17 protein-coding genes are annotated in these 21,843 nt (G+C 65.9%); 5 read left to right on the top strand and 12 right to left on the bottom strand.

What is annotated here, in order from left to right:
• Positions 1-7 precede the first annotated feature (7 nt).
• The 5 genes from GGR40_RS08550 to GGR40_RS08530 form a co-directional block, all read right to left on the bottom strand.
• Positions 8-1,942, bottom strand: a complete 1,935-nt coding sequence (locus GGR40_RS08550) for a hypothetical protein (RefSeq protein WP_429275803.1) — start codon at positions 1,940-1,942, stop codon at positions 8-10.
• 20 nt (positions 1,943-1,962) lie between these two features.
• Entirely contained in the window at positions 1,963-2,394 is a 432-nt protein-coding gene (locus GGR40_RS08545; RefSeq protein ID WP_429275802.1) for a hypothetical protein, read from the bottom strand.
• Positions 2,395-2,517: 123 nt separating this feature from the next.
• Entirely contained in the window at positions 2,518-3,048 is a 531-nt protein-coding gene (locus GGR40_RS08540; RefSeq protein ID WP_429275801.1) for an LptA/OstA family protein, read from the bottom strand.
• Positions 3,045-3,692: an LPS export ABC transporter periplasmic protein LptC gene (gene lptC / locus GGR40_RS08535; protein ID WP_429275800.1), complete on the bottom strand. Its 648-nt coding sequence runs from the start codon at positions 3,690-3,692 to the stop codon at positions 3,045-3,047. The genes GGR40_RS08540 and lptC overlap by 4 nt, the downstream gene beginning before the upstream one ends.
• 27 nt (positions 3,693-3,719) lie before the next feature.
• Complete coding sequence (locus GGR40_RS08530; protein WP_429275799.1) at positions 3,720-4,343, bottom strand: ribonuclease D; 624 nt, start codon at positions 4,341-4,343, stop codon at positions 3,720-3,722.
• Positions 4,344-4,425: 82 nt separating this feature from the next.
• On the opposite strand from GGR40_RS08530, the gene ung reads away from it, so the two are divergent.
• Positions 4,426-5,115: a uracil-DNA glycosylase gene (ung, locus tag GGR40_RS08525; protein ID WP_429275798.1), complete on the top strand. Its 690-nt coding sequence runs from the start codon at positions 4,426-4,428 to the stop codon at positions 5,113-5,115.
• Positions 5,116-5,285: 170 nt separating this feature from the next.
• Here ung and GGR40_RS08520 read toward each other — a convergent pair whose 3' ends face one another.
• From GGR40_RS08520 to GGR40_RS08505, 4 genes are all read right to left on the bottom strand, one after another.
• Positions 5,286-6,719: a glutamate synthase subunit beta gene (locus GGR40_RS08520; protein ID WP_429275797.1), complete on the bottom strand. Its 1,434-nt coding sequence runs from the start codon at positions 6,717-6,719 to the stop codon at positions 5,286-5,288.
• Positions 6,720-6,738: 19 nt separating this feature from the next.
• A complete protein-coding gene (gene gltB / locus GGR40_RS08515) occupies positions 6,739-11,376 on the bottom strand; it encodes a glutamate synthase large subunit (RefSeq protein ID WP_429275796.1) in 4,638 nt (1,545 codons plus the stop codon).
• Positions 11,377-11,664: 288 nt separating this feature from the next.
• Positions 11,665-13,482 (bottom strand): hypothetical protein, encoded by a 1,818-nt coding sequence (locus tag GGR40_RS08510; protein ID WP_429275795.1) that lies wholly within the window; start codon positions 13,480-13,482, stop codon positions 11,665-11,667.
• A gap of 47 nt (positions 13,483-13,529) precedes the next feature.
• Positions 13,530-14,774: a TIGR04063 family PEP-CTERM/XrtA system glycosyltransferase gene (locus GGR40_RS08505; RefSeq protein ID WP_429275794.1), complete on the bottom strand. Its 1,245-nt coding sequence runs from the start codon at positions 14,772-14,774 to the stop codon at positions 13,530-13,532.
• Positions 14,775-14,839: 65 nt separating this feature from the next.
• Here GGR40_RS08505 and GGR40_RS08500 point away from each other — a divergent pair, with 65 nt between their 5' ends.
• From GGR40_RS08500 to ctrA, 3 genes are all read left to right on the top strand, one after another.
• A complete protein-coding gene (locus GGR40_RS08500) occupies positions 14,840-15,013 on the top strand; it encodes a hypothetical protein (protein WP_429275793.1) in 174 nt (57 codons plus the stop codon).
• Positions 15,006-16,385, top strand: coding sequence for a putative O-glycosylation ligase, exosortase A system-associated (locus GGR40_RS08495; protein WP_429275792.1), 1,380 nt, complete (start codon positions 15,006-15,008; stop codon positions 16,383-16,385). Before GGR40_RS08500 ends, GGR40_RS08495 begins: the two co-directional genes overlap by 8 nt.
• Before the next feature lie 255 nt (positions 16,386-16,640).
• A complete protein-coding gene (ctrA, locus tag GGR40_RS08490; RefSeq protein ID WP_429275791.1) occupies positions 16,641-17,336 on the top strand; it encodes a response regulator transcription factor CtrA in 696 nt (231 codons plus the stop codon).
• An 83-nt stretch (positions 17,337-17,419) separates the two neighbouring features.
• Here the strand turns inward: ctrA and GGR40_RS08485 are convergent, their stop codons facing one another.
• Together GGR40_RS08485 and GGR40_RS08480 are read right to left on the bottom strand one after the other, a co-directional pair.
• Positions 17,420-18,115, bottom strand: coding sequence for an LrgB family protein (locus GGR40_RS08485; protein ID WP_429275790.1), 696 nt, complete (start codon positions 18,113-18,115; stop codon positions 17,420-17,422).
• Complete coding sequence (locus GGR40_RS08480; RefSeq protein ID WP_429275789.1) at positions 18,112-18,468, bottom strand: CidA/LrgA family protein; 357 nt, start codon at positions 18,466-18,468, stop codon at positions 18,112-18,114. Before GGR40_RS08480 ends, GGR40_RS08485 begins: the two co-directional genes overlap by 4 nt.
• 130 nt (positions 18,469-18,598) lie before the next feature.
• Between GGR40_RS08480 and trmB the strand changes: the two genes are divergently transcribed.
• Positions 18,599-19,315, top strand: a complete 717-nt coding sequence (trmB, locus tag GGR40_RS08475) for a tRNA (guanine(46)-N(7))-methyltransferase TrmB (protein ID WP_429275788.1) — start codon at positions 18,599-18,601, stop codon at positions 19,313-19,315.
• A 164-nt stretch (positions 19,316-19,479) separates the two neighbouring features.
• On the opposite strand, the gene GGR40_RS08470 is transcribed toward trmB, so the two are convergent.
• The gene (locus tag GGR40_RS08470; protein ID WP_429275787.1) at positions 19,480-21,741 is read right to left on the bottom strand and encodes an NADP-dependent malic enzyme; all 2,262 of its coding nucleotides are present in this window, start codon (positions 21,739-21,741) and stop codon (positions 19,480-19,482) included.
• Positions 21,742-21,843: the final 102 nt, after the last annotated feature.

The raw sequence follows: 21,843 nt of genomic DNA, 5'->3' as shown, positions 1-21,843 counted from the left end.
GCGCGCCTTACAACTGCGTGATCGTAAGCGACTGCGCCTCGGTGGCTCCGGCAATCGGAGTGGCGTAAAGTGCCAGACTGGCCATGCTGGATGCCACGTTGCAGCTCAGCGTGGCGATGCCGCCCGCAACGGCAACGGTGAAGGCCGGATCGCCCAGCGTTCCCGACTGTACCGCGCCTGCCGCTGGAGATGCACTGAGGGCGGCGGTGACGCCACTGCTGCCGCTGTCGGTCAGCACCACGTCCACGCGGCAGGTGGACGACTGGCGGACCGTGGAGGTCGGGTCCCTGCCGACGATCTGCACCAGGAACGACATCGCCGCCGCCGAATTGATGGGCAGGCCCGAGATCGTCAGGAAGCCAGTGGCCGTCCCGGGGGTCAGGGCCGTTCCCTGCGTTCGATTGGCCAGCGGCACCAGCGCGGTCTTGCTGGGCTGCGTCTGCTTGAGCCGTTCGCAATCCAGCTGCCCCTCCGACGCGGCGTTGACGTAGAGGCGACCCTTGTCCACGCCCCGGCGCCTGACCGAAAGCGACGATCCGGCGACCCCGTCGGCATAGATCGTCATGCCGCCGTTCGCATCCTGCTCTGCCCCGGCGGCGATGTATTCGTAAGCGCTGCCGGTCAGCTGCGCGATGCGGTTCAACGTGGTGCCGGTGGCGTTGAGGTCGCCAAAGTGGCGCAGGGACTGGGCTGTCGACCCTCCGAGCGCGCCCTTGCCCCACCTGCAGTTGTTCGCGCGCAACGGCCCGGTGACGTTCATCCGGCTGTTGTTGAGCGACAGCAGAGCATAGCCGTACTGCTCCACCCAGCCTCCGCCCACCGAGACGTGGGAGTTGAACGCGGCGATCCCGCAAAGCTGCGGCAGGGGCGGAGTGCGGTCACGGGTTTCGGCATAGATCTGCCGTATGTCGACCGCGGGAACGTCGCTGAAATAGACGCCGATGCCGAAGTACTCGGCCTGGATCACACCCGCCCAGATCGCCTTGGCCCGCCGGATCGACACGCCGCGCGTCATCCTTACGACGGCGTATTGCCATGTCTCTCCAGCCGCCTTCTGCGCCGTGAACGTCGCGGCGTTGAGACCGGTGCTGCTCCAGTTGGGCGGCACGTGCCAGCCGGTGCTGCCGTCTAAGGACCGCATCACGCACCAGCCGTAAAGCGGGGACGAAGCGTTGTTCCAGGTGATCGTGTCATGCGTGGCGTCTGGCGTGTTGGTCGCTACCGCAACTTCGCTCGCTGATATGCCGATGCCGGTGGGGCTGCCGTTGATATTAATATTGTCCATCGTCCAGGCGCTTTCGCCTGACGATGCCGTGCCGGCGACGCCGCCCAGGTTGATGCCCCCGGTACGGAAGCTGGTGCCCACGATCTGGTTGTAATAGAGGCCCCAGGGATGTTCCCAGTCGGCATCGAAGAAGATGCCGATGTCGGCATTGGCAAGGTAGACGCGCTCGATGCGGGCGATGCCGACGGAAAGGTTGTCCGGGCTGCCGATCAGGTAGCACCCCTCGGCACCGTTGCCATTCAGCTTGACGTCGCGGATGTCGTAAGCGCCCCTGGGACGCAACATCCAGCCCTTGAAACCGGCGACAGCGGTCAGGACGGTCTGCTTGTCCCCGCTGTTGCGATGGCCCGCGATCGTCAGGTCCACCCCGTTCGGCGGTGTGATCTCGGCGTTGATCTGGTAGTTCGCGCCAGGCCGCAGCTTGACCGGACGGCCCGAAGCTACCGCCTGCTGCAGGGCAGCGGTGTCGCGCGCGGCATTGGCCGCGCTGCCGTTGCCAATTGCGCCGAAGGCTTCGGGCGTCACCCACTGGATATGGTCGCGCACGGTGCCGCCGCCTTCCAGACCTATGAGCGCCGCGCCCATTCCCGCGCCGGTGGACGCCAGATCGCGGCGCTGCGCCGTGGCCAGGCCACGCGCGATGAAATCACTGGACATGATGGTTTCTCCGCGATGGCTTACTGGGCGAGGCGATAGGTCAGGGAACCGGAGGCGAGGGTGACGGCCAGATAGAAGGTCGCGCCATCCTCGAACTCTTCCCACACCGGTTCGCATACGTTGCCGGTAAAGCTGCCCCATAGCTGGCCGCCAACGGTCAGCGGACGCCGGGTGGCGCCGCCGTCGATGGAGCGCTGGACCGTGACCGAGCCGGTCCAGGTGCCCGCCAGCGTGATGACGATGGGTCGGCCCTGCGCCGCCGTGAACGGGCCGAAGCTGCCGGTCGCAGTGGCCGTGCCCGTCAGCGGAGCCGCGGCAGCGGGCGGAACGGTGGCCACCGGCAGGGGGCGACCGGATTCGACGATGGACAGGTTACCGCTGGTGGGATCGGCAAAGCCGATCGCAAAGGCGGTGGCATAGCCCGAAGGCATGTGAATGGGATTGGCTGGCATCGGGATCCTTTCCAAGCGAGGAGCCCGAATCCAGATACGCATCATCCGGCGTGTAGGAAAACGCCTTTTTGGTTAATTCTTTGTCATCCGCATCGGGACTGCAATTTCGTCAGCGGCCAGCGGTTACTGCCCGCTCTTCTGCTTGGGCACGCTGAACGTGCCGGAGACGCGCCCGCCCGGTCCGGCCGAAGCCGAAGAAACGCCGCTGTTGAGGTCAACCACCAGACGGCCACCACGCAGCACGTCGCCGTTGCTGCGCTTGATGGTGGCATTCCCGGTCATCGTGATGATGCGCTGGTTGAAGTCGTATACGCCGACGTCGCCGCTGGCGGTTTCGCCGGGACGGGCCACGGTGACGCCGCCGCTGGCGGTGATGCGCTGGATCTGCATCGACCCCTGGTTGGTGAAGTTCACCACCGTGCGCGATGCGCGCAGCCGCAGGTCGGCCTGCTTCACATCGACGTTGCCGGACAGGATCACGCGATCCTGCTTGTCCTGCAGTTCGATCCGGTCGGCGGCATAATCCACCGGCGCGTTGGAGTTGTGGCCGGAAAGCACTTGCGCGCCCAGCTGCTGCGAACCCGCAAGCGCAGCCAGCGCCATGACGGGCAGGACCAGCGCGGCACGGCGGAACGTCTTGGGGGCGGCGGTCATTGCGGTATCCTGATCTTGCCCGGCGTCATGCGCAGGCGGGCGTTGCCTTCGAGAGTGACGGTGCGGTTTTCAAGGTCGGCGTGCATTTCGTTGGCGCGGAAAGTGCCGGTGGGCACCGTTCCGTCCACGCCGCCGGAACCGACCGCCGTCTTGCTGCGCAGATCGACCGAGACGTTGCGGGTGGTCATCCTGTAACCGTCCGGCGCATTGAAATTCACCGGCCCGTCGATCGCCAGCTGTTCGGTGTCGTAGTTGTAGGCCCCGCGTGGTGCGACCACCTTGGCCGGGCCATCGTTGAGGTTCATCAGGGCGTTGAGCCCCAGCATCTCGACGATCGGGGTGGTGGCGGATTTCTGGACGGCGGTGCCCGCATTGACCGTGAAGTCGCGGTTGCGGTTGTCCTTGCCGCGATAGGCGGCGTTGTCCGCACGCAGGCGCTCGTTCGTGATCGCCACCTTGTTGCGATCGAGCAGGAAGCTGATCTCTCCACGCGGTGACAGCGGCACCAGGATCATCACCGCAACCACCAGCCCGATCCCCGCCGGGAGCACTTTGGCCAGGAACGCGACCAGCCGATCGTGCGAGCCGCCGGGCGCGGCGAAGTGCCGGCGGCGGTTGCGGATCTGGACGGCTTCGACGGACATGGCTTTCAGGTAACTCCCGTGGACGGGTCAGGCTGCTGCGTGGCTGAAGATGTCGTGGTCCGGCCAGCCTGCAAGGTCCAGACGGGCGCGCGCCGGAAGGAAATCGAAACAGGCCTGGGCGAGTTCGGTACGGTTTTCGCGCGCCAGACGAGTGACGAGGATGTCGTGCATCGCGTGCAGGTAACGCACGTCTGACGCGGCATAGTCCTTTTGCGCGTCGCTCAGTTCCGGGGCGCCCCAGTCGCTGGACTGCTGCTGCTTGGACACTTCCTTGCCCAGCAGTTCGCGCACCAGATCCTTCAGGCCATGGCGGTCGGTATAGGTACGGACCATCTTGCTGGCGATCTTGGTGCAGAACACCGGGGCGGCGGTGACGCCCAGATAATGCTCGATCGCGGCAAGGTCGAAACGCGCGAAATGGTACAGCTTGAGCCGCGCCGGATCGGCCAGCACGGCGCGCAGGTTGGGCGCGGCGTAATCGCTGCCCGGCCTGAAGCGGACGAGATGCTCGTCCCCCTTGCCGTCGGAAATCTGGACGACGCAAAGACGGTCACGGGCGGTTATCAGGCCCATGGTTTCAGTGTCGACGGCGACGGGCCCCGGCGCGAGCACGCCTTCGGGGAGATCTTCTTCGTGGAGATGGACAGCCATGATCCCAAAATGCTTAGGGACTGGGCGGCGGTTTCGCAATGGCGGGCGCGTCTGCGGACAGGATTTTCGAGGAGTGCAGGGCATGACGGCAACACAGGACGTGCAGACCGTTCCCGAAAGCTGGGCCGCTGCCCTCGGCCCGGCGCTGTCCACCCCCGAAGCGCGCCATCTGGGCGGCTGGCTCCACGCGCAAGAGGCGGCAGGCAAGGTGATCTATCCGCCGCGCGGCACGCGGCTGCGGGCGCTGGAACTGACGCCGCTGGATCAGGTGCGCGTCGTCATCCTGGGGCAGGATCCGTATCACGGGCCGGGGCAGGCGCATGGCCTGTCGTTCTCGGTGCAGGGGGGGGTTAAGGTGCCGCCCTCACTGGTCAACATCTACAAGGAACTCGTCACCGACTGCGGCGTGGTTGCGCCCGGGCACGGCAATCTCGAACACTGGGCGCGGCAGGGCGTGCTGCTGCTGAACAACGCGCTGACGGTTGAGGCCGGGCAGGCCGGATCGCACCAGAAGCGCGGCTGGGAAGCGATCACCGACGCGGCGGTGGCGGCAGTGGCCGCGAAGGCGGAGCCATGCGTGTTCATGCTGTGGGGCAGCCATGCCAGGAAGAAGGCGCTGAGCGTGCCGGGGCTGATGGAAAGCCACCATCTGGTCCTGACCGCGCCGCACCCCAGTCCGTTGTCGGCCTATCAGGGGTTCTTCGGCTGCGGGCATTTCAGCAAGGCAAATGCGTTTCTGGCGGAGCACGGTCGCGGCACGATCGACTGGTAAGTTCCACGTCGTTCCGGACTTGATCCGGCACAACTTAGCGATAGTTCTCAGGTGCGCGCAGTACGGTGAGCCGTTCTCGGCCAGCGGTCCCGGATCAAGTCCGGGACGACGACAAGAAAAAAGGGGCGCGCCTTTCGGCACGCCCCTTTTTCATTCCATAACGCCGGATATTAGCGCGGCAGGTCGCTCACGCCCATCAGCGCTTCGTCGACCGACCGGGCGCACTGGCGACCTTCGCGGATCGCCCAGACGACCAGCGACTGGCCACGGCGCATGTCGCCGCAGGACCAGATCTGCTCATCGCTGGTGCGGTATTCGAAGACGTTCGCCTTCACGTTGCCGCGCGCGTCCAGTTCGACGCCCGACTGGTCGAGCATCCCGGCCTTGCGCGGGCCGACGAAGCCCATCGCCAGGAAGATGAGGTCAGCTTCGAGCGTGAACTCGCTGCCGGGGATTTCCTGCATCTTGCCGCCGACCCACTCGACCCGGACGCATTCCAGGCCCTTGACGTCGTTGTCGCCGATGACGCGCTTGGTCAGCACGGCCCAGTCGCGGTCCGCGCCTTCCTCGTGGCTGGAGGAGGTGCGCAGCTTGAGCGGCCAGAACGGCCACGACATGGCCTTGTTCTCCTTTTCCGGCGGCCTGGGCATGATCTCCAGCTGAGTCACCGAAGCGGCGCCCTGGCGGTTGGAGGTGCCCACGCAGTCCGAACCGGTGTCGCCGCCGCCGATGACGATGACGTGCTTGCCGGTGGCCGACAGCGTGCCGCGCGGTGCGGCGCGCAGTTCGTCGTCGCCGGCGTTGCGCTTGTTCTGCTGGGTCAGGAATTCCATTGCATAGCGCACGCCCGGAAGCTCGAAGCCGGGGATCGCCAGCGGGCGCGGATCTTCCGCACCGCCGGCGAACACCACTGCGTCGAAGTTTTCCTTGAGCGAGGCCACCGAGACGGTCACGCCTACTTCGGTGGAGGTTTTGAACTCGACACCTTCCGCCATCATCTGCACCAGACGGCGGTTGATGAGGTGCTTCTCCATCTTGAAGTCGGGGATGCCGTAGCGCAGCAGGCCGCCGACGCGGTCATTCTTCTCGAACACCGTCACCGAGTGGCCAGCGCGGGCCAGCTGCTGGGCGCAGGCCATGCCCGCCGGGCCGGAGCCGACCACGGCCACCGACTTGCCGGTGCGCTTCGCAGGTACCTGCGGCGTGATCCAGCCTTCCTGCCATCCCCGGTCGACGATCGCGCATTCCACCGACTTGATGGTGACGGGTTCGTCGATGATGTTCAGCGTGCAGGCGGCCTCGCACGGGGCGGGGCAGATGCGGCCGGTGAATTCGGGGAAGTTGTTGGTCGAGTGGAGGACTTCCAGCGCATTGCGGAAGTCGTCCTCGTAGACCAGGTGGTTCCAGTCCGGGATGATGTTGTTGACCGGGCAGCCGGTGTGGCAGTGCGGCACGCCGCAGTTCATGCAGCGCGACGCCTGCGCCTTCAGCGCCTCGGGCGAGAGGGGGACGACGAATTCGTTGTAGTTCTTCAGGCGATCCTCGACCGGACCGTACGTACGGTCCTTGCGGTCGAGTTCGAGGAAGCCGGTTTCCTTGCCCATCGTGATACGTTCCTAAATCTTATTCTGCTGCGACCGAGGCGGCTTCGAGGCGTTCGGCCTCCTGCTGGCGCAGGGCCTTCGCGAAGTCGCGCGGCATCACCTTCACGAACTTGCCCAGCGTGTTCGACCAGTCGTCGAGCAGCGCGCGGGCGCGTTTGGAGCCGGTGTGCAGGTGGTGGCGTTCGAGCAGGATGCGGATGCGATCGGCATCGTGGCGAAGCATGTCGCCCATCCCCAGATCGCGGACCGAGACGGTGCGCTGCTGCGGACGGCCCGTTCCCTCTTCCTCGTCGGCTTCGGCGGACACCTTGACCAGATCGACCATGGAAGGGTTGACCAGCTTCTCGAACTCGCCCGCCTCGTCGTAGACGTAGGCGAGCCCGCCCGACATGCCTGCCGCGAAGTTGCGGCCGGTCTTGCCCAGTACCATGACGACACCGCCGGTCATGTATTCGCAGCCATGGTCGCCGCAGCCTTCGACGACCGCGATCGCGCCCGAGTTGCGGACCGCGAAGCGCTCGCCGCCGACACCGTTGAAGAACGCCTCGCCGGAAATCGCGCCGTAAAGCACGGTGTTGCCGACGATGATGTTCTGCGTCGGGTCGCGATCGACGTGGCCGGGCTGGCGCACGATCACGCGGCCACCCGACAGGCCCTTGCCGACGTAGTCGTTGGCATCGCCGGTCAGGTCGAGCGTGACGCCGTGGGCAAGCCAGGCGGCGAAGCTCTGGCCGGCGACGCCGGTGAGCTTCACGTTGATGGTGTTGTCGGGCAGGCCGTCATGGCCGTAGCGACGGGCCACTTCGCCCGAAAGCATCGCGCCGACCGTGCGGTTGACGTTGATGATGGGCTTTTCGATCCGCACCGGCTGGCGGTTTTCCAGCGCATCCCCGGCGGCTGCGATCAGCGCGTTGTCCAGCGCGTGCTCAAGGCCATGGTCCTGCGATTCGCTCCAGCCCAGCGACGGGCTGTCGCCCAGCGGGGCCTGGTAGAGCACCTTCGAAAGATCGACGCCCTTGGCCTTCCAGTGATGCACCGCCTTCTTCATGTCGAGGCGATCGACGCGGCCGACCATCTCGTCGAGCGTGCGGAAGCCCAACTCGGCCATGATCGCGCGCAGTTCCTCTGCGACGAAGAAGAAGTAGTTGATCACATGCTCTGGCTGGCCGGTGAAGCGCGCGCGCAGCACCGGGTTCTGCGTGGCGACACCCACCGGGCAGGTGTTGAGGTGGCACTTGCGCATCATGATGCAGCCCGCCGCAATCAGCGGAGCGGTGGCGAAGCCGAACTCCTCCGCGCCCAGCAGCGCGGCAACCGCCACGTCGCGACCGGTGCGCAGGCCGCCGTCGGCCTGAACCACCACGCGGCTGCGCAGGTTGTTGAGCAGCAGGGTCTGCTGGGTTTCGGCAAGGCCGATCTCCCAGGGCGAACCTGCATGCGTCAGCGAGGTCAGCGGCGAAGCGCCGGTGCCGCCTTCGTAGCCCGAGATCGTGATGTGGTCCGCGCGCGCCTTGGAGACGCCCGCAGCCACCGTGCCCACGCCCACTTCGGACACCAGCTTGACCGAGACGCGGCTGGTCGGGTTCACGTTCTTCAGATCGTGAATGAGCTGCGCAATGTCTTCGATCGAGTAGATGTCGTGGTGCGGCGGCGGCGAGATCAGGCCGACGCCCGGCGTCGAGTGACGGGTGGCGCCGATGGTCTTGTCCACCTTGTCGCCCGGCAGCTGGCCGCCTTCGCCGGGCTTTGCGCCCTGCGCCATCTTGATCTGGATGTCGTCGGCGTTGACGAGATACTCGGTGGTGACGCCGAAGCGGCCCGAGGCCACCTGCTTGATCGACGAGCGCATGGTGTCGCCATTGTCGAGCGGCTTGAAGCGCTTGGGATCCTCGCCGCCTTCGCCGGTGTTCGACTTGCCGCCGATGCGGTTCATCGCCACGGCCAGCGTGGTATGCGCTTCCCAGCTGATCGAGCCGTAGCTCATCGCGCCGGTGGCGAAGCGCTTGACGATTTCGCTGGCGGGCTGGACGTCGTCGATGTGGATCGACTGGCCCGGCACGAACTCCATCAGGCCACGGATCGTGAGCATGCGCTCCGACTGCTCGTTGATGGTCCGGGCAAAGTCGCGGTACTTTTCAGGCACGTTGCCGCGAACGGCGTGCTGGAGCAGGCCGATGTTCTCGCTGGTCCAGGCGTGTTCCTCACCACGGACGCGCGCGCCATAGATGCCGCCCACGTCGAGCATGTTCTTGTAGACCGGGTTGTCGCCGTAGGCAGCCTGATGGCGGCGCACGGTCTCTTCCGCGATCTCGGCAAGGCCGGCACCCTCGATGGTGGTGGCGGTGCCGGTGAAGTACTTGTCGACGAAGGCCGTGGACAGGCCCACCGCGTCGAAGATCTGCGCGCCGCAGTACGACTGGTAGGTGGAGATGCCCATCTTGGACATCACCTTACGAATGCCCTTGCCGATGGCATAGACGTAGTTCTTCGTTGCCTGCTCCGCCGAAACGGGCAGGTTCTTGCGAACGCGGATTTCCTCGATCGTTTCCAGCGCCAGATACGGGTTGATCGCTTCGGCGCCATAGCCGGCCAGCGCGCAGAAGTGGTGCACTTCACGCGCTTCGCCGGTTTCGACGACAAGGCCGGTCTGCATGCGCAGGCCCTGACGGACGAGGTGGTGGTGGACGGCAGCCGTCGCCAGCAGCGCGGGCATGGCGATCCGGTCCGGACCGACGGCACGGTCGGACAGGACCAGGATGTTCTTGTCCGCCAGCACCGCTTCGGTCGCGGCCCAGCACATTTCCTTGATCGCCATTTCCAGACCCGCGGCGCCGGTGCTGGCGTCCCAGGTCATGTCGATGGTGCCGGTGCGGAACGCACCGTCCAGTGCGGCTTCGACCGAGCGGATCTTGGCAAGGCCAAGGTCGGTCAGGATCGGCTGGCTGACTTCGAGACGCTTGTGCGTGCCTGCGTCATGACCCAGCAGGTTCGGGCGCGGGCCGACCATGGTGACAAGGCTCATCACCAGTTCCTCGCGGATCGGGTCGATCGGCGGGTTGGTGACCTGTGCGAAGTTCTGCTTGAAGTAGTCGTACAGCAGGCGCGACTTAGACGACAGCACCGGGATCGGCGTGTCGGTGCCCATCGACCCCAGCGGATCGTCGGCATTCACGGCCATCGGTTCGAGGAAGCGGGTGGTGTCTTCCTGCGTGTAGCCGAAGGCCTGCTGGCGATCGAGCAGCGTGCCGGTGGGCTTGGGCAGCTCGGCCAGTTCCGGCTCGATCACGTCGAGGTCGGCCAGCTTGTACTGCGCCTGATGCAGCCACTGTTCGTAAGGCTCGGCTTCGGAGAGCTTGGCCTTGATCTCCTCGTCCTCGATGATGCGGCCTTCCTCGAAGTCGATCAGCAGCATGCGGCCGGGCTGGAGACGCCACTTGCGCACGATGTTGTCTTCCTTGATCGGAAGGACGCCGCTTTCCGACGCCATGACGCACAGGTCGTCATCGGTGACGAGGAAGCGCGCAGGGCGCAGGCCGTTGCGGTCCAGCGTGGCGCCGATCTGGCGGCCATCGGTGAAGGCGACGGCGGCGGGGCCGTCCCACGGTTCCATCAACGCGGCGTGGTATTCGTAGAACGCACGGCGTTCCGGGGTCATCAGCGCATTGCCGGCCCATGCCTCGGGCACGAGCATCATCATCGCGTGGACCATCGAATAGCCGCCCGCGATCAGCAGTTCCAGCGCGTTGTCGAGGCACGCGGTGTCCGACTGGCCGTGCGGGATCAGCGGCCACATCTTGTCCAGATCGGCGCCGAGCAGCTCGGATTCCATGGTGCGGCGGCGTGCGTTCATCCAGTTCACGTTGCCGCGAACGGTGTTGATCTCGCCGTTGTGCGCCATGAAGCGGAACGGGTGCGCCAGCTTCCAGCTGGGGAAGGTGTTGGTCGAGAAGCGCTGGTGCACAAGGCCGAGCGCCGACACGAATTCCGGGTTGCGCAGGTCGTCGTAGAACGAGCCGACCTGGGTCGCCAGCAGCAGGCCCTTGTAGACGATGGTGCGGCTGGAGAAGCTGGGCATGTACAGCTCGGTCAGACCGGGCAGCTCATGCTTTTCGGCCAGCGCCGCCAGCGGGTTCTGCGTCTGCTTGCGGATCGCCAGGATCTTGCGTTCGAACGCGTCCTGGTCGGCGCAGCTCGGGCCGCGACCGACGATGCACTGGCGGATGACCGGCATCGATTCCAGAACCGTCTTGCCAAGGCCATCGGTGGTGACGGGCACGTCGCGCCAGCCGATCAGGGTCTGGCCTTCCTTGGCGATGAACTTCTCGAAGATGGAGACGATCATGTCGCGCGCGGCATCGTCCTGCGGCAGGAAGCACATGGCGACGGCGTAATGGCCCGGCTGCGGCAGTTCGAGACCCTGCGCGCTAGCCCAGCTGCGCAGCAGCTGATCGGGCAGCTGGGTAAGGATACCCGCGCCATCGCCCAGAAGCGGGTCCGCGCCCACCGCGCCGCGGTGGTCGATGTTTTTCAGAATCTCCAGAGCCTGGGTAATGATTGCGTGGTTTTTCTGGCCCTTGATATGGGCGACGAAGCCTACACCGCAGGCGTCGTGTTCATTGCGCGCATCATAAAGGCCCTGGGGCTTAGGAAATCCCATCGATATAAACCCATCCTGTGTTTTTTTACGCCTATTCGGCAAGGGCCACTTGGGCATGCGGGCAGAATTGCACGAATCGTGCAAAAGACCCCACGCGGCATAGCGACCCCACGGTCCCCATGACGATTGCGGCACGATTTTGCAATGGCGAACACGGTGGCCTGCGCAGTAACATGGCGCGAATGACGGAATTCTCGGCATTTTATTATCAAAAAACCCGCCCGGATTGCGCCGGGCGGGTTTTTGTGTGTGCACTTGTGTGTTCACAAGGCCATGGTCACGGGGCAATCAGGCGGCCCCGCTCATGCGTTGCAATGTCGCCAGGGCTGCACGCAGGGCCTTTTCGGTAGCATCCGGATCGTTGCGCGGAGCATCGAACGGGCGTTCCTCAAGGGCAGGCGGTGCTTCGCCGACGGGGTCGGGCAGCAGGACCGGGCGACCGAACGCCGGCTGCCGGTCTGCGCCGTGTTCGTCCTCGTTCTCGTCCTCGGCAATTGCGGGCGTGGCATGGGCGATCTCGTCGCCGGCTTCGTCCGCCTCGCCGAACTGCAGGAAGGGCTTGCGCACCGCATTGTTGCGCGAAAGATTGAGCAGCGAGGAATAGCCCTGCTGCAGCACCGGGTCGTCCCCTTCGTCCTCGGCCTCGCCCGAAAACGGGCTGGCGGGGAAGGGCGTTGCCTCGGCGCCCGACAGGCCCAGATGGCGCGGGGGCAGGTAGCCCTGCACTTCGTCATCGTTGTGCCCTGCATCTTCAGAGAAGTGGGGTTCGGATTCGATCGGGGCCAGGGCGATCGGGCGCATGGCCTCAGGCACGGCAGCGGGCCAGCCCGGGGTGGCCCCGTCATGGCTGGCGTCATGATCGGCCAGCGGGGCCTGCTCGATCACCGGCGCGGCAAAGGGCGCAACCACCGATTCGGGAATCAGCGCGGCCTGTTCGGCAGCGTGGCGCGCTTCTTCGCGGCGGCGCTGCATGGCAAGGGCCAGCCGTTCGAGCAGTTCGACCTGCGACAGGGTGCCAAGATCTGCGTCGACGATGCGGTCGGCGGCGCTGCGAATCTCGAACGGCGCATACTCGACAGGCGCCGGTTCGACCGGAGTGGCGACGGCCTGCACTTCATGATGCTCTGCAGTATCGTCTTCGAAGGCGGCATGTTCGGCCGCAGGAGCGGCGAAGGGCGGGACGGGCCGGTCCCACACGGTGTCGTCGGCAGCGGCGGGCTCTTCGGACACGGCAGGTTCTTCTGCGGCCCAGTCGCCCTGCGGCAGGCGGGGGAGCAGCGAGAAGCCGGGATGCGCGCCGTCTTCGCCCTCATCGGCGTCACGGGGGGAGAGTTCGCGCGAATAGGCCTCGAACAGGCGGCTGCCGGCGGGCGCCTCGGGATTTTCCGAGGCCTTTTCCGAAGCGGCCTTTTCGGCGGCGTCCAGTTCGACCTGGAAGATCTGAGCGCCCGGAGGCGTGGTGAACACCCCGCGCACCGCAGGAGCGGGGTCGGCTTCGTGCCAGGCCGATTCGGTGTCGAGCCAGGCAGGCAGGTTCTCGTCCTCGTCGACCGCAGATGCGGGAGCAGCGCTCGTCTCGGCAAAGCGGCGGAAGGGGACGTCGGCGGCAGGCGCCTCGTCGAAGCTGTCGATGTCGAAGTCGGCGACGTTGAGAATGCGCGCGTCGTCCGTGTCGCCGGGCACCGGGGCGGCTTCCCGCACGGCAGGCGCGGCTTCGGGTTCGATGGCAAGCGCGCGGCGGCGGCGGGCGGGCTGTGCGCTCTCGACCGGCGCGGCTTCGTTCGTGGCCTCCGCTCCACCGACGTCCTGCGCGGCGCCCTCGACCGGCGCGGCGGGACGGGCGATGCGGCGGGCGATCAGGCCGCCCACGGCTGCGCCCACGCCGGTCATACCGAGCGCCAGCAGGATGCGCATGGTGGTGCCCAGCGGCGGGGCGGCCATCGGGATCACCTTGTCGATGCCCAGCGCCAGCACGATCCCCTCGATGGTGGAGGAACTGACGATCACGCTGCCCAGTCCGGCAAGCGCGCCGAACCAAAGGGCGACGATCGCCGGAAACAGCGGGTGGCGGGTGATCGGCTGGTCGGTGCCTTTTGCTTCGGCCACTGAAATACCTCGTCTCTTGGGCTGCCTTGCGATGTATCTTTCCGCCTTCAGGAGGCGGCTCGCGGCCCTGCTTGATCGGTCTTTGCTGCCAGCATTTGGTAAACGACAGGATAACGACGGGCGTTCTCGGCCCAGTCGTGGCGGGTTTCGACGTGCTGGCGGCCCGCCGCCCGGTAGGTTTCCCACCGCGCGCGGGACTCGAGCAGCCGGGCGAGCGAATCGGCGCAGGCCTGTGCATCGTCGGGCGCGAACAGCACTCCGGTCAAGCTATCGGTGATGAGTTCTCGGTGGCCGCCGACGTTGCTGGCCGCCACCAGCTTGCCTTGCGCCATCGCCTCCAGCGGTTTCAGCGGGGTGACGAGGTCGGTCAGGCGGCTCTTCTTGCGCGGATAAGCCATGACGTCGCACAGCGCATAGTACCGGTCGACCTCATGATGCGGTACGCGGCCCACGAAACGAATCGCCTGCGCGGCGGGAGACGCTGCCGCCTGCGCCCGCAGCGCCTCTTCACGCGGTCCGCCGCCGACCATGAGCAGCCGGGCGCGCGGATGGCGGGCTACCAGGGCGGGCATAGCGTCGATCAGGACGTCCAGCCCTTCGTAGTCGTAGAAGCTGCCGATGAAGCCGATGACGGGGCACGGCCCTGCATCGTCGGCAAACCCCAGTTCGCGGGCGAAGGCCTCGTCGCGGGGCAGGGGGGTGCCGAACAGGGCCAGGTCCACGCCGTTGGGCATGACGGTGATCTTCCCTTCGGGCACGCCGCGCGCGGCCAGATCAGCGCGCAGCCCCTCGCAGATGGTCACTACCGCGTCGGCCTTGCGCACGACATGCGATTCGAGGGCGCGGGTCAGGCGATACTTCACCGAACCTTCGCTGCCGGTGCCGTTGCCGACGGCGGCATCCTCCCAGAAGGCACGAATCTCGTAGACCAGGGGTATCCCGTGCTTGCGCGCCACCTTGAGCGCGGCCTGCCCGCAAAGCACCGGCGAATGGGCATGGATCACGTCGGGCCGCCACTGCTGGACGACCCTGTCGATGCCTTGCGCGAACAAGGCGATCTCGCGCCATTCGCGCAGGCCCGGCAGCTTGCCCCCGCTTTGCCCCCCGGCACGGTGGAACAGGAGGCCTTCGTGCTCCTCCACCACGCCATCGCCCTCGTTGTAGCGCGGGCCGGTCACGCCGCGCACATCAAGGCCCAGCGCCTGCTGCGCCTTGAGGATCGCGCGCGTGCGGAAAGTATAGCCGCTGTGGATCGGCAGCGAGTGGTCGAGCACGTGAAGAATGCGGGTCATGGCGAAAATTCCTAGCGTTGAACGCTTAACGCGCCGTCAACTCGCATCTGCTAACGCGGCAGTCGATGGTTGACATCCTTGCCCTTGCCCTATCCCACGGACTGCTGCTGGTCGCCGCCTGGCGGCTGCTGTGGCGTGCCGACCTCGATTCGGAAGGGGCCGAAGCTGCGCGCCCCAAGCGCGGTGCGAAAGTGCGGATGCGGGTGAGCACGGCGGAACCGGACGCCCCCGATGCTTAACCTTGCGCTGACCGGGTTCTTCTTCACGCTGATCCTGCTGGGGTTCAAGCGGCCGTTCATCTGGATACTGTGCTACCTTTACATCGACATCGTGGCGCCACAGATCATCTCGTGGGGCTTCCTGTCGCAGATCCCCACGTCGCTGATCGCCTTTGCCGCCGCGTTTCTGGGCTGGCTGGTGTTCGACGACAAGCGCGATTCGCGCTTCACCTGGCGGCAGGGCCTACTGGGCGTGCTGCTGGCCTACTGCGCGGTCACGACGATCCGCGCCGACTATCCGGTGGAAGCGCTGACCAAGTGGGCCTGGGTGTGGAAGGCGGTGGTCTTTGCCATGTTCCTGCCGCTGACCCTGCGCACGCGCCTGCGGATAGAGGCGGTGGCGCTGGTGATGGTTCTCTCCGCCAGCGCGCTCATCATCGACGGCGGGCTGAAGACGGCGATGGGCGGGGGCGGGTATGGCACCTTGCGCATCTTCGTGGAGAACAACACCGGGCTTTATGAGGGATCGATCATATCGTGCGTGGCCGTCGCGCTGATCCCGGTGGCGGTGTGGCTGGCGAAGTACGGCACGATCTTCCCGCCGGACTGGCGGGTGTGGCTGTTCACCGGGGCGCTGATCTTCGCGTGCTCGCTGATTCCCATCGGCACGCAGGCGCGCACGGGGCTGGTGTGTCTGGCGATTCTGGCCGGGCTTTACATGCGCACGGCAAAGCATCGGGTGCTGCTGTCGGCAGGTATGTCGCTGGCCGTGGTCATCGCCCTGCCGTTCCTGCCGCAGTCGTTCCTGGCGCGCATGAACACGATCGAGGATCACCAGTCCGACCAGTCCGCAGGCACGCGGCTTGGCGTATGGAAGTGGACGATGGGCTATGCGAAGGAGCATCCGTTCGGCGGTGGCTTCGAGGTCTACATGTCCAGCAAGGTCGCCTACGACACGATCTCCACCCAGAAGAGCGGCAGCGTGACCACCGTTACACGTACCCCGATCGTGGAGACGGGCCGCGCCTTCCACTCCAGCTATTTCGAGATGCTGGGCGAGCAGGGCTTTCCGGGTCTGGGCCTGTGGCTGCTGCTGCAGGTATCGGGGCTGGTGCAGATGGAGCTGATTCGCCGTCGCTGGAAATCCCGCACGGGTCCCGACGAACGCTGGGTGGCTCCCTTGGCGGTATCGCTGCAACTGGCGCAGGTGGTCTACCTGATCGGATCGGTGTTCGTCGGCATCGCCTTCCAGCCCTTCATCCTGATGCTGATCGGACTGCAGTGCGGGCTGTGGAGCTATCTCAAGCGAATCGACAGGCCCGCGACACGCGCGTTGAAGGCACGCGCACCGATGCGCGTTAACGCGCCACCGGCAAACGGCGCGACCGGTTGAACGTGCCGGATTTATCAATCGTTTGCATTTCCCTGTCTTGAATCCTTAACATTAACCAGTCACCGCCGTTCTTTCGACCAATGGCGCGGTTCGCGCGCTTTTCGCCGGATCATCCCAGTTGAAGTGCTTAAGGGGTTTTCCGGTGTTTACGACGAATTAACCTTTAACCTTCATTGGTCATATGGTTAATACAACGCAATGTCCGTTACGGCTGCGTGAGCGCCACGGGCATCGGGGGCAAGAAGGAACCGACCCATGCGAGTGCTGCTGATCGAGGATGAACCGACCACGGCCCGGGCCATCGAGCTCATGCTGACTGCGGAAGGGTTCAACGTCTACTCCACCGATCTGGGCGAGGAAGGCCTCGATCTGGGCAAGCTGTACGATTACGACATCATCCTTCTCGACCTCAACCTGCCCGACATGCACGGCTACGACGTGCTCAAGAAGCTGCGCGTCGCCAAGGTGCAGACGCCGGTGCTGATCCTGTCGGGCATCTCGGAAATGGACAGCAAGGTGCGCTCGTTCGGCTTCGGTGCCGACGATTACGTGACCAAGCCGTTCCATCGTGAGGAACTGATCGCCCGCATCCACGCCGTGGTGCGCCGGTCCAAGGGCCACTCGCAGTCGGTCATTCGCACCGGCAAGCTGGTCGTCAACCTCGATGCCAAGACCGTCGAGGTCGACAGCGCCCGCGTGCATCTGACCGGCAAGGAATACGCGATGTTGGAACTGCTCTCGCTGCGCAAGGGCACCACGCTGACCAAGGAAATGTTCCTCAACCACCTGTACGGCGGCATGGACGAGCCGGAGCTGAAGATCATCGACGTCTTCATCTGCAAGCTGCGCAAGAAGCTGGCGCATGCCTGCGACGGTTCGAACTACATCGAAACCGTGTGGGGGCGCGGCTACGTGCTGCGCGATCCGGACGAGGCTGCCGAAGCGGCCTGACCGTAATACCCTGCACCCCTTGCAGGAACCAAGGCGGCCTGCCCTGACAAGGGGCGGGCCGTTGTTTTATGACTGCCGCGTGGTCATACCGCCACTGCGACGATCGAAAGCAGCGCCGCCGTCACGATTGCGTTCAGCGCCATCGCCAGGCTGGCCATAGCGCCCGCTGTCGCATCCTCCTGAAAGGCGCGGGCCGTGCCGATGCCGTGGGCAGCGACTCCAAGGGAAAAGCCGCGCGCGCGCCGATCGTGCAGGCCCATCGCGTCGAACAGCGGTGTGGCCACCATCGCTCCCACCACGCCTGCGAACAGCACGATCACCGCGGCAAGGGCGGGGACGCCGCCAAGCTGCCCGGCCACAGCCATGGCGACGGGGGTAGTGGTTGCGCGCGGTGCGATCGACGCCAGCATTTCGCGCGGGGCCCCGAACAGCGACAGGATGCCCACAGCGCCGACGATGGACGTCACCGCGCCCGCTCCCAGCGCCAGCCCGATCGGCATGGCAAGGCGCCGGATGCGGACCCGCTCGTTCCAGATCGGCACTGCCAGCCCGACCACGGCAGGCCCAAGCAGGAAGGCCAGCGGCAGTGTCGCGGTCATGTAGGTGCCGTAAGAGGTACCGGTGGCGATCAGCAGGCCGATCAGCACCGGCGTGGTCCACAGCACCGGATGCAGCAGGGGATGGCGGGCGCACCGTTTTGACAACGTGTCGAACACCGCGAACGCGCCCAGTGTCGCGGTCAGCCACAGGAGGGGCGTGGTCAGCAGCGGGGCGGTCACGCTTCGCCGTCCGGCGCAAAGCGGGCGAGTGCCCAGCGGAATACCAGCGCGGTCACCGCCAGTGTCAGCAGCGTGGATGCGACCGTCGCCGTTACCAGTCCCACGCCGTAGCGCGACAGGGCCGGGCCTTCCTCCATCAAACCGATCGCGGCGGGGACGAACATCACCGAAAGGTGCGCGGTCAGCCACCCGGTCACCGTTGCCAGCACCGGGCGCTCTGCGGGCACCAGCGCCAGCCAGCCGATCAGCAGGATCATGCCGATCACCGATCCCGGCAGGGGCAGCCCGGTCAGGCGATGAATGACTTCACCCGCCAACTGGCAGGCGAGCAGAAGGAAGATGGCGCGCAGCATGGCGGCGATAAAGCAGGGCCGGCGCCATGCTGGCAATCGGCATTTCGCCCATGCAAGTTGCGCGGCGCAACTTCGCCCCCTTCACCGAGTCCATTGACCCGCGCGCGTCCCGGTGCCAGTGGCGCGCGCCATGACGGCTTACAAATCCGGCGATCCGACCACGCTCAACCGCCTTTACGGCCGCGCCAAGGGCAAGCCCCTGCGCGCCGGGCAACAGGGGCTGGTCGATGATCTGCTGCCCCGCATCGCCATGCCCGAAGACGGCCCGATCACATCGCAGGTGCTGTTCGGCGACGACCGTCCGCTGCACTTCGAGATCGGCTTCGGCGGCGGCGAGCACATGGCGAGCCGCGCCGACATGCTGCCCGACCACGGCTTTATCGGCGCGGAACCGTTCCTAAATGGCGTGGCGCAGGCGCTGCTGCACGTCAGCGGCGACAATGGCGAACACCCGCCGATCGGCAACGTGCGCATCCACCACGGCGACGCGCTGGAAGTGCTGGCGCGCATCCCCGATGGCTCGCTCTCGTTCCTCTACCTGCTGCACCCCGATCCCTGGCCCAAGGCCCGGCACGCCAAGCGCCGCATGATGAACGACGGCCCGGTCGACATGTTCGCCGCAAAGCTGAAGCCCGGCGGCGAGTTCCGCTTCGGCACCGACCACGCTGTCTACCTGCGCCACGCGCTGATGGTGATGCAGCGCCACACCGACCAGTTCGAGTGGCTATGCGAAAAGCCCGGCGACTTCCAGGTCCGCCCCGGCGGCTGGCCCCAGACCCGCTACGAACATAAGGCGCGCACGGTCTACGGGCATGAGGTCTGGTATTTCCGCTACCGGCGCAGGTGAACGTCGTCCCGGACTTGATCCGAGACCGCTGGCCATGACCAGCCCACGTTGCTGCGCGCGCAGCTAGCTATCACCTGAAAATACGCCAGCGGTCCCGGATCAAGCCCGGGACGATGATGAAGAAAAGGGCGCGCGGGAATGGTCCCTGCGCGCCCTTTCTTGTCTTACCCTGCGATCCCCGCCGCAGCCAGCGCAGCAAGGGTCAGCACGTCGGGCGCGATGGCGGTCATCGGCACGATCTGCACCGGCTTTTCCATACCCAGCAGCATCGGCCCGATCGAGGTCGTGCCGCCGATTTCCTTGAGCAGCTTGGCCGAGATGTTGGCCGACTGCAGCCCCGGCATGATCAGCACGTTCGCCGGTGCCGACAGGCGGCAGAACGGGTACAGTTCCATGATCCTGGGGTTGAGCGCCGCGTCGGGGGCCATTTCGCCCTCGTACTCGAAGTCGACCTGCTGTTCGTCCAGCATGCGGATCGCTTCGCGCGTGGCGTCCAGCCACTTGCCCGCCGGGTTGCCGAAGGTGGAGTAGCTGAGGAAGGCGACGCGCGGTTCGTGGCCCAGCTTGCGGGCGACGGCGGCGGTTTCCCTGGCGATGACCACCAGTTCCTCTGCCGTGGGGCGCTCGTTGATGGTGGTGTCGGCCATGAACACGGTGTGGTTCTTGCCGACCAGCATGTGGATGCCGAAGGGCAGCTGGTCGGGCGCAGGATCCAGCACGCGGCGCACTTCCTTGATCGACTGTGCGAAAGGCCGGGTCATGCCGGTGACCAGCGCATCGCCGACGCCCAGCTTGAGAAGCCCGGCGGCGAAGATGTTGCGATCCGTGTTGCACATGCGCTGTACGTCGCGCTTGAGGAAGCCGCGACGCTGCAGACGGTCGTACAGCATCTCCACCATCGGCTCGACATGGTCGGATACCATGGAGTTTTCGATGTGGAAGCTTTCGGGGTGCGGCACGCCCAGTTCGGCCATCTTGTCATGGATGACCTGCGTGCGTCCCACCAGCACGGGTTCGCCGTAGCCGAAATCGCGATACTGGATCGCGGCACGCAGGACGACTTCGTTGTCGGCCTCCGCGAAGATCACGCGCTTGGGGTTGGCCTTGACCTGTTCGTAGACGCGGGTGAGCACCGAGGTTGTCGGATTCAGGCGCGCCTTCAACTGGTCGCGATAGGCGTCGAAATCCTCGATCGGCTTCTGTGCAACGCCAGATTCCATCGCCGCGCGGGCGACGGCCATCGGCACCACTTCCATCAGGCGCGGATCGAACGGCGCGGGGATGATGTAGTCGCGCCCGAACTGCTGCGCTTCGCCATAAGCGGCGGCGACGTCCTCATGCACCTGTTCGCGCGCCAGTTCCGCGATGGCGGTGGCGGCGGCGATCTTCATCTCTTCGTTGATCGCGGTTGCCCGCACGTCCAGCGCGCCGCGGAAGATGAAGGGGAAGCCCAGCACGTTGTTGACCTGGTTCGGATAGTCCGACCGGCCCGTGGCGACGATGGCATCCGGGCGCACGGCCTTGGCATCCGGCGGGGTGATTTCCGGGTCCGGGTTGGCCATGGCGAAGATGATCGGCTCGGGCGCCATCGACTTGACCATCTCGGGGGTGATCGCCCCCTTGGCGGACAGGCCCAGGACGACGTCTGCCCCGACGAGCGCTTCGGTCAGGGTGCGCCTGTCGGTGGCGACGGCATGCGTGGACTTGAACTGGTCCACGTGCTCACGCCCCGGATAGATCACGCCGCGCGTGTCGCAGACCAGGACGTTCTCGTGGCGGACGCCCATCGACTTGATGAGCGAGGTGCAGGCCAGCGCCGAGGCGCCCGCGCCGTTCACCACCACCTTGATCTCGTCCAGCTTGCGCCCGGTGATGAGGCAGGCGTTGATGAGGCCGGCGGCGGCGATGATCGCCGTGCCGTGCTGGTCGTCGTGCATGACCGGGATGTTCATGCGTTCGCGCAGGGTCTGCTCGATGATGAAGCATTCCGGGGCCTTGATATCCTCAAGGTTGATGCCGCCGAAGCTCGGCTCCATCATCGCGATGGCCTCGATCAGCGCGTCCGTGTCTTCGCTGGCCAGTTCGATGTCGATGGAATCGACGTCGGCAAAGCGCTTGAACAGCACCGCCTTGCCTTCCATCACCGGCTTGGACGCCAGCGCGCCCAGATTGCCCATGCCCAGGATCGCGGTGCCGTTGGAGATCACCGCCACCAGATTGCCCTTGGCGGTGTAGTCGTAGGCGGTGGCGGCATCGTCGGCGATGGCCTGCACCGGCACGGCGACGCCGGGCGAATAGGCAAGGCTGAGGTCGCGCTGGGTCGCCATCGGCTTGCTGGCGATGATCTCGATCTTACCCGGACGCTGGGTCTGGTGATAGAACAGGGCTTCGCGGTCGGTGAACTGGACCTTGGACTTATCGGACAATGCTGGCCTCCCGGTTTCTCAAGGGGCACTAACGAATGTTATCGCCACGCGATAGGGGAAAGGATCGGTGCGCCGGCTTCCCAAAGCATCAGGTGCGCCGCT

It is taken from the genome of Novosphingobium gossypii (assembly GCF_050433305.1).
In the GTDB taxonomy this organism is placed as follows: domain Bacteria; phylum Pseudomonadota; class Alphaproteobacteria; order Sphingomonadales; family Sphingomonadaceae; genus Novosphingobium; species Novosphingobium gossypii.
Note: the sequence above shows the minus strand (reverse complement) of the source record. Positions and strands in the feature narration are given on the sequence as shown.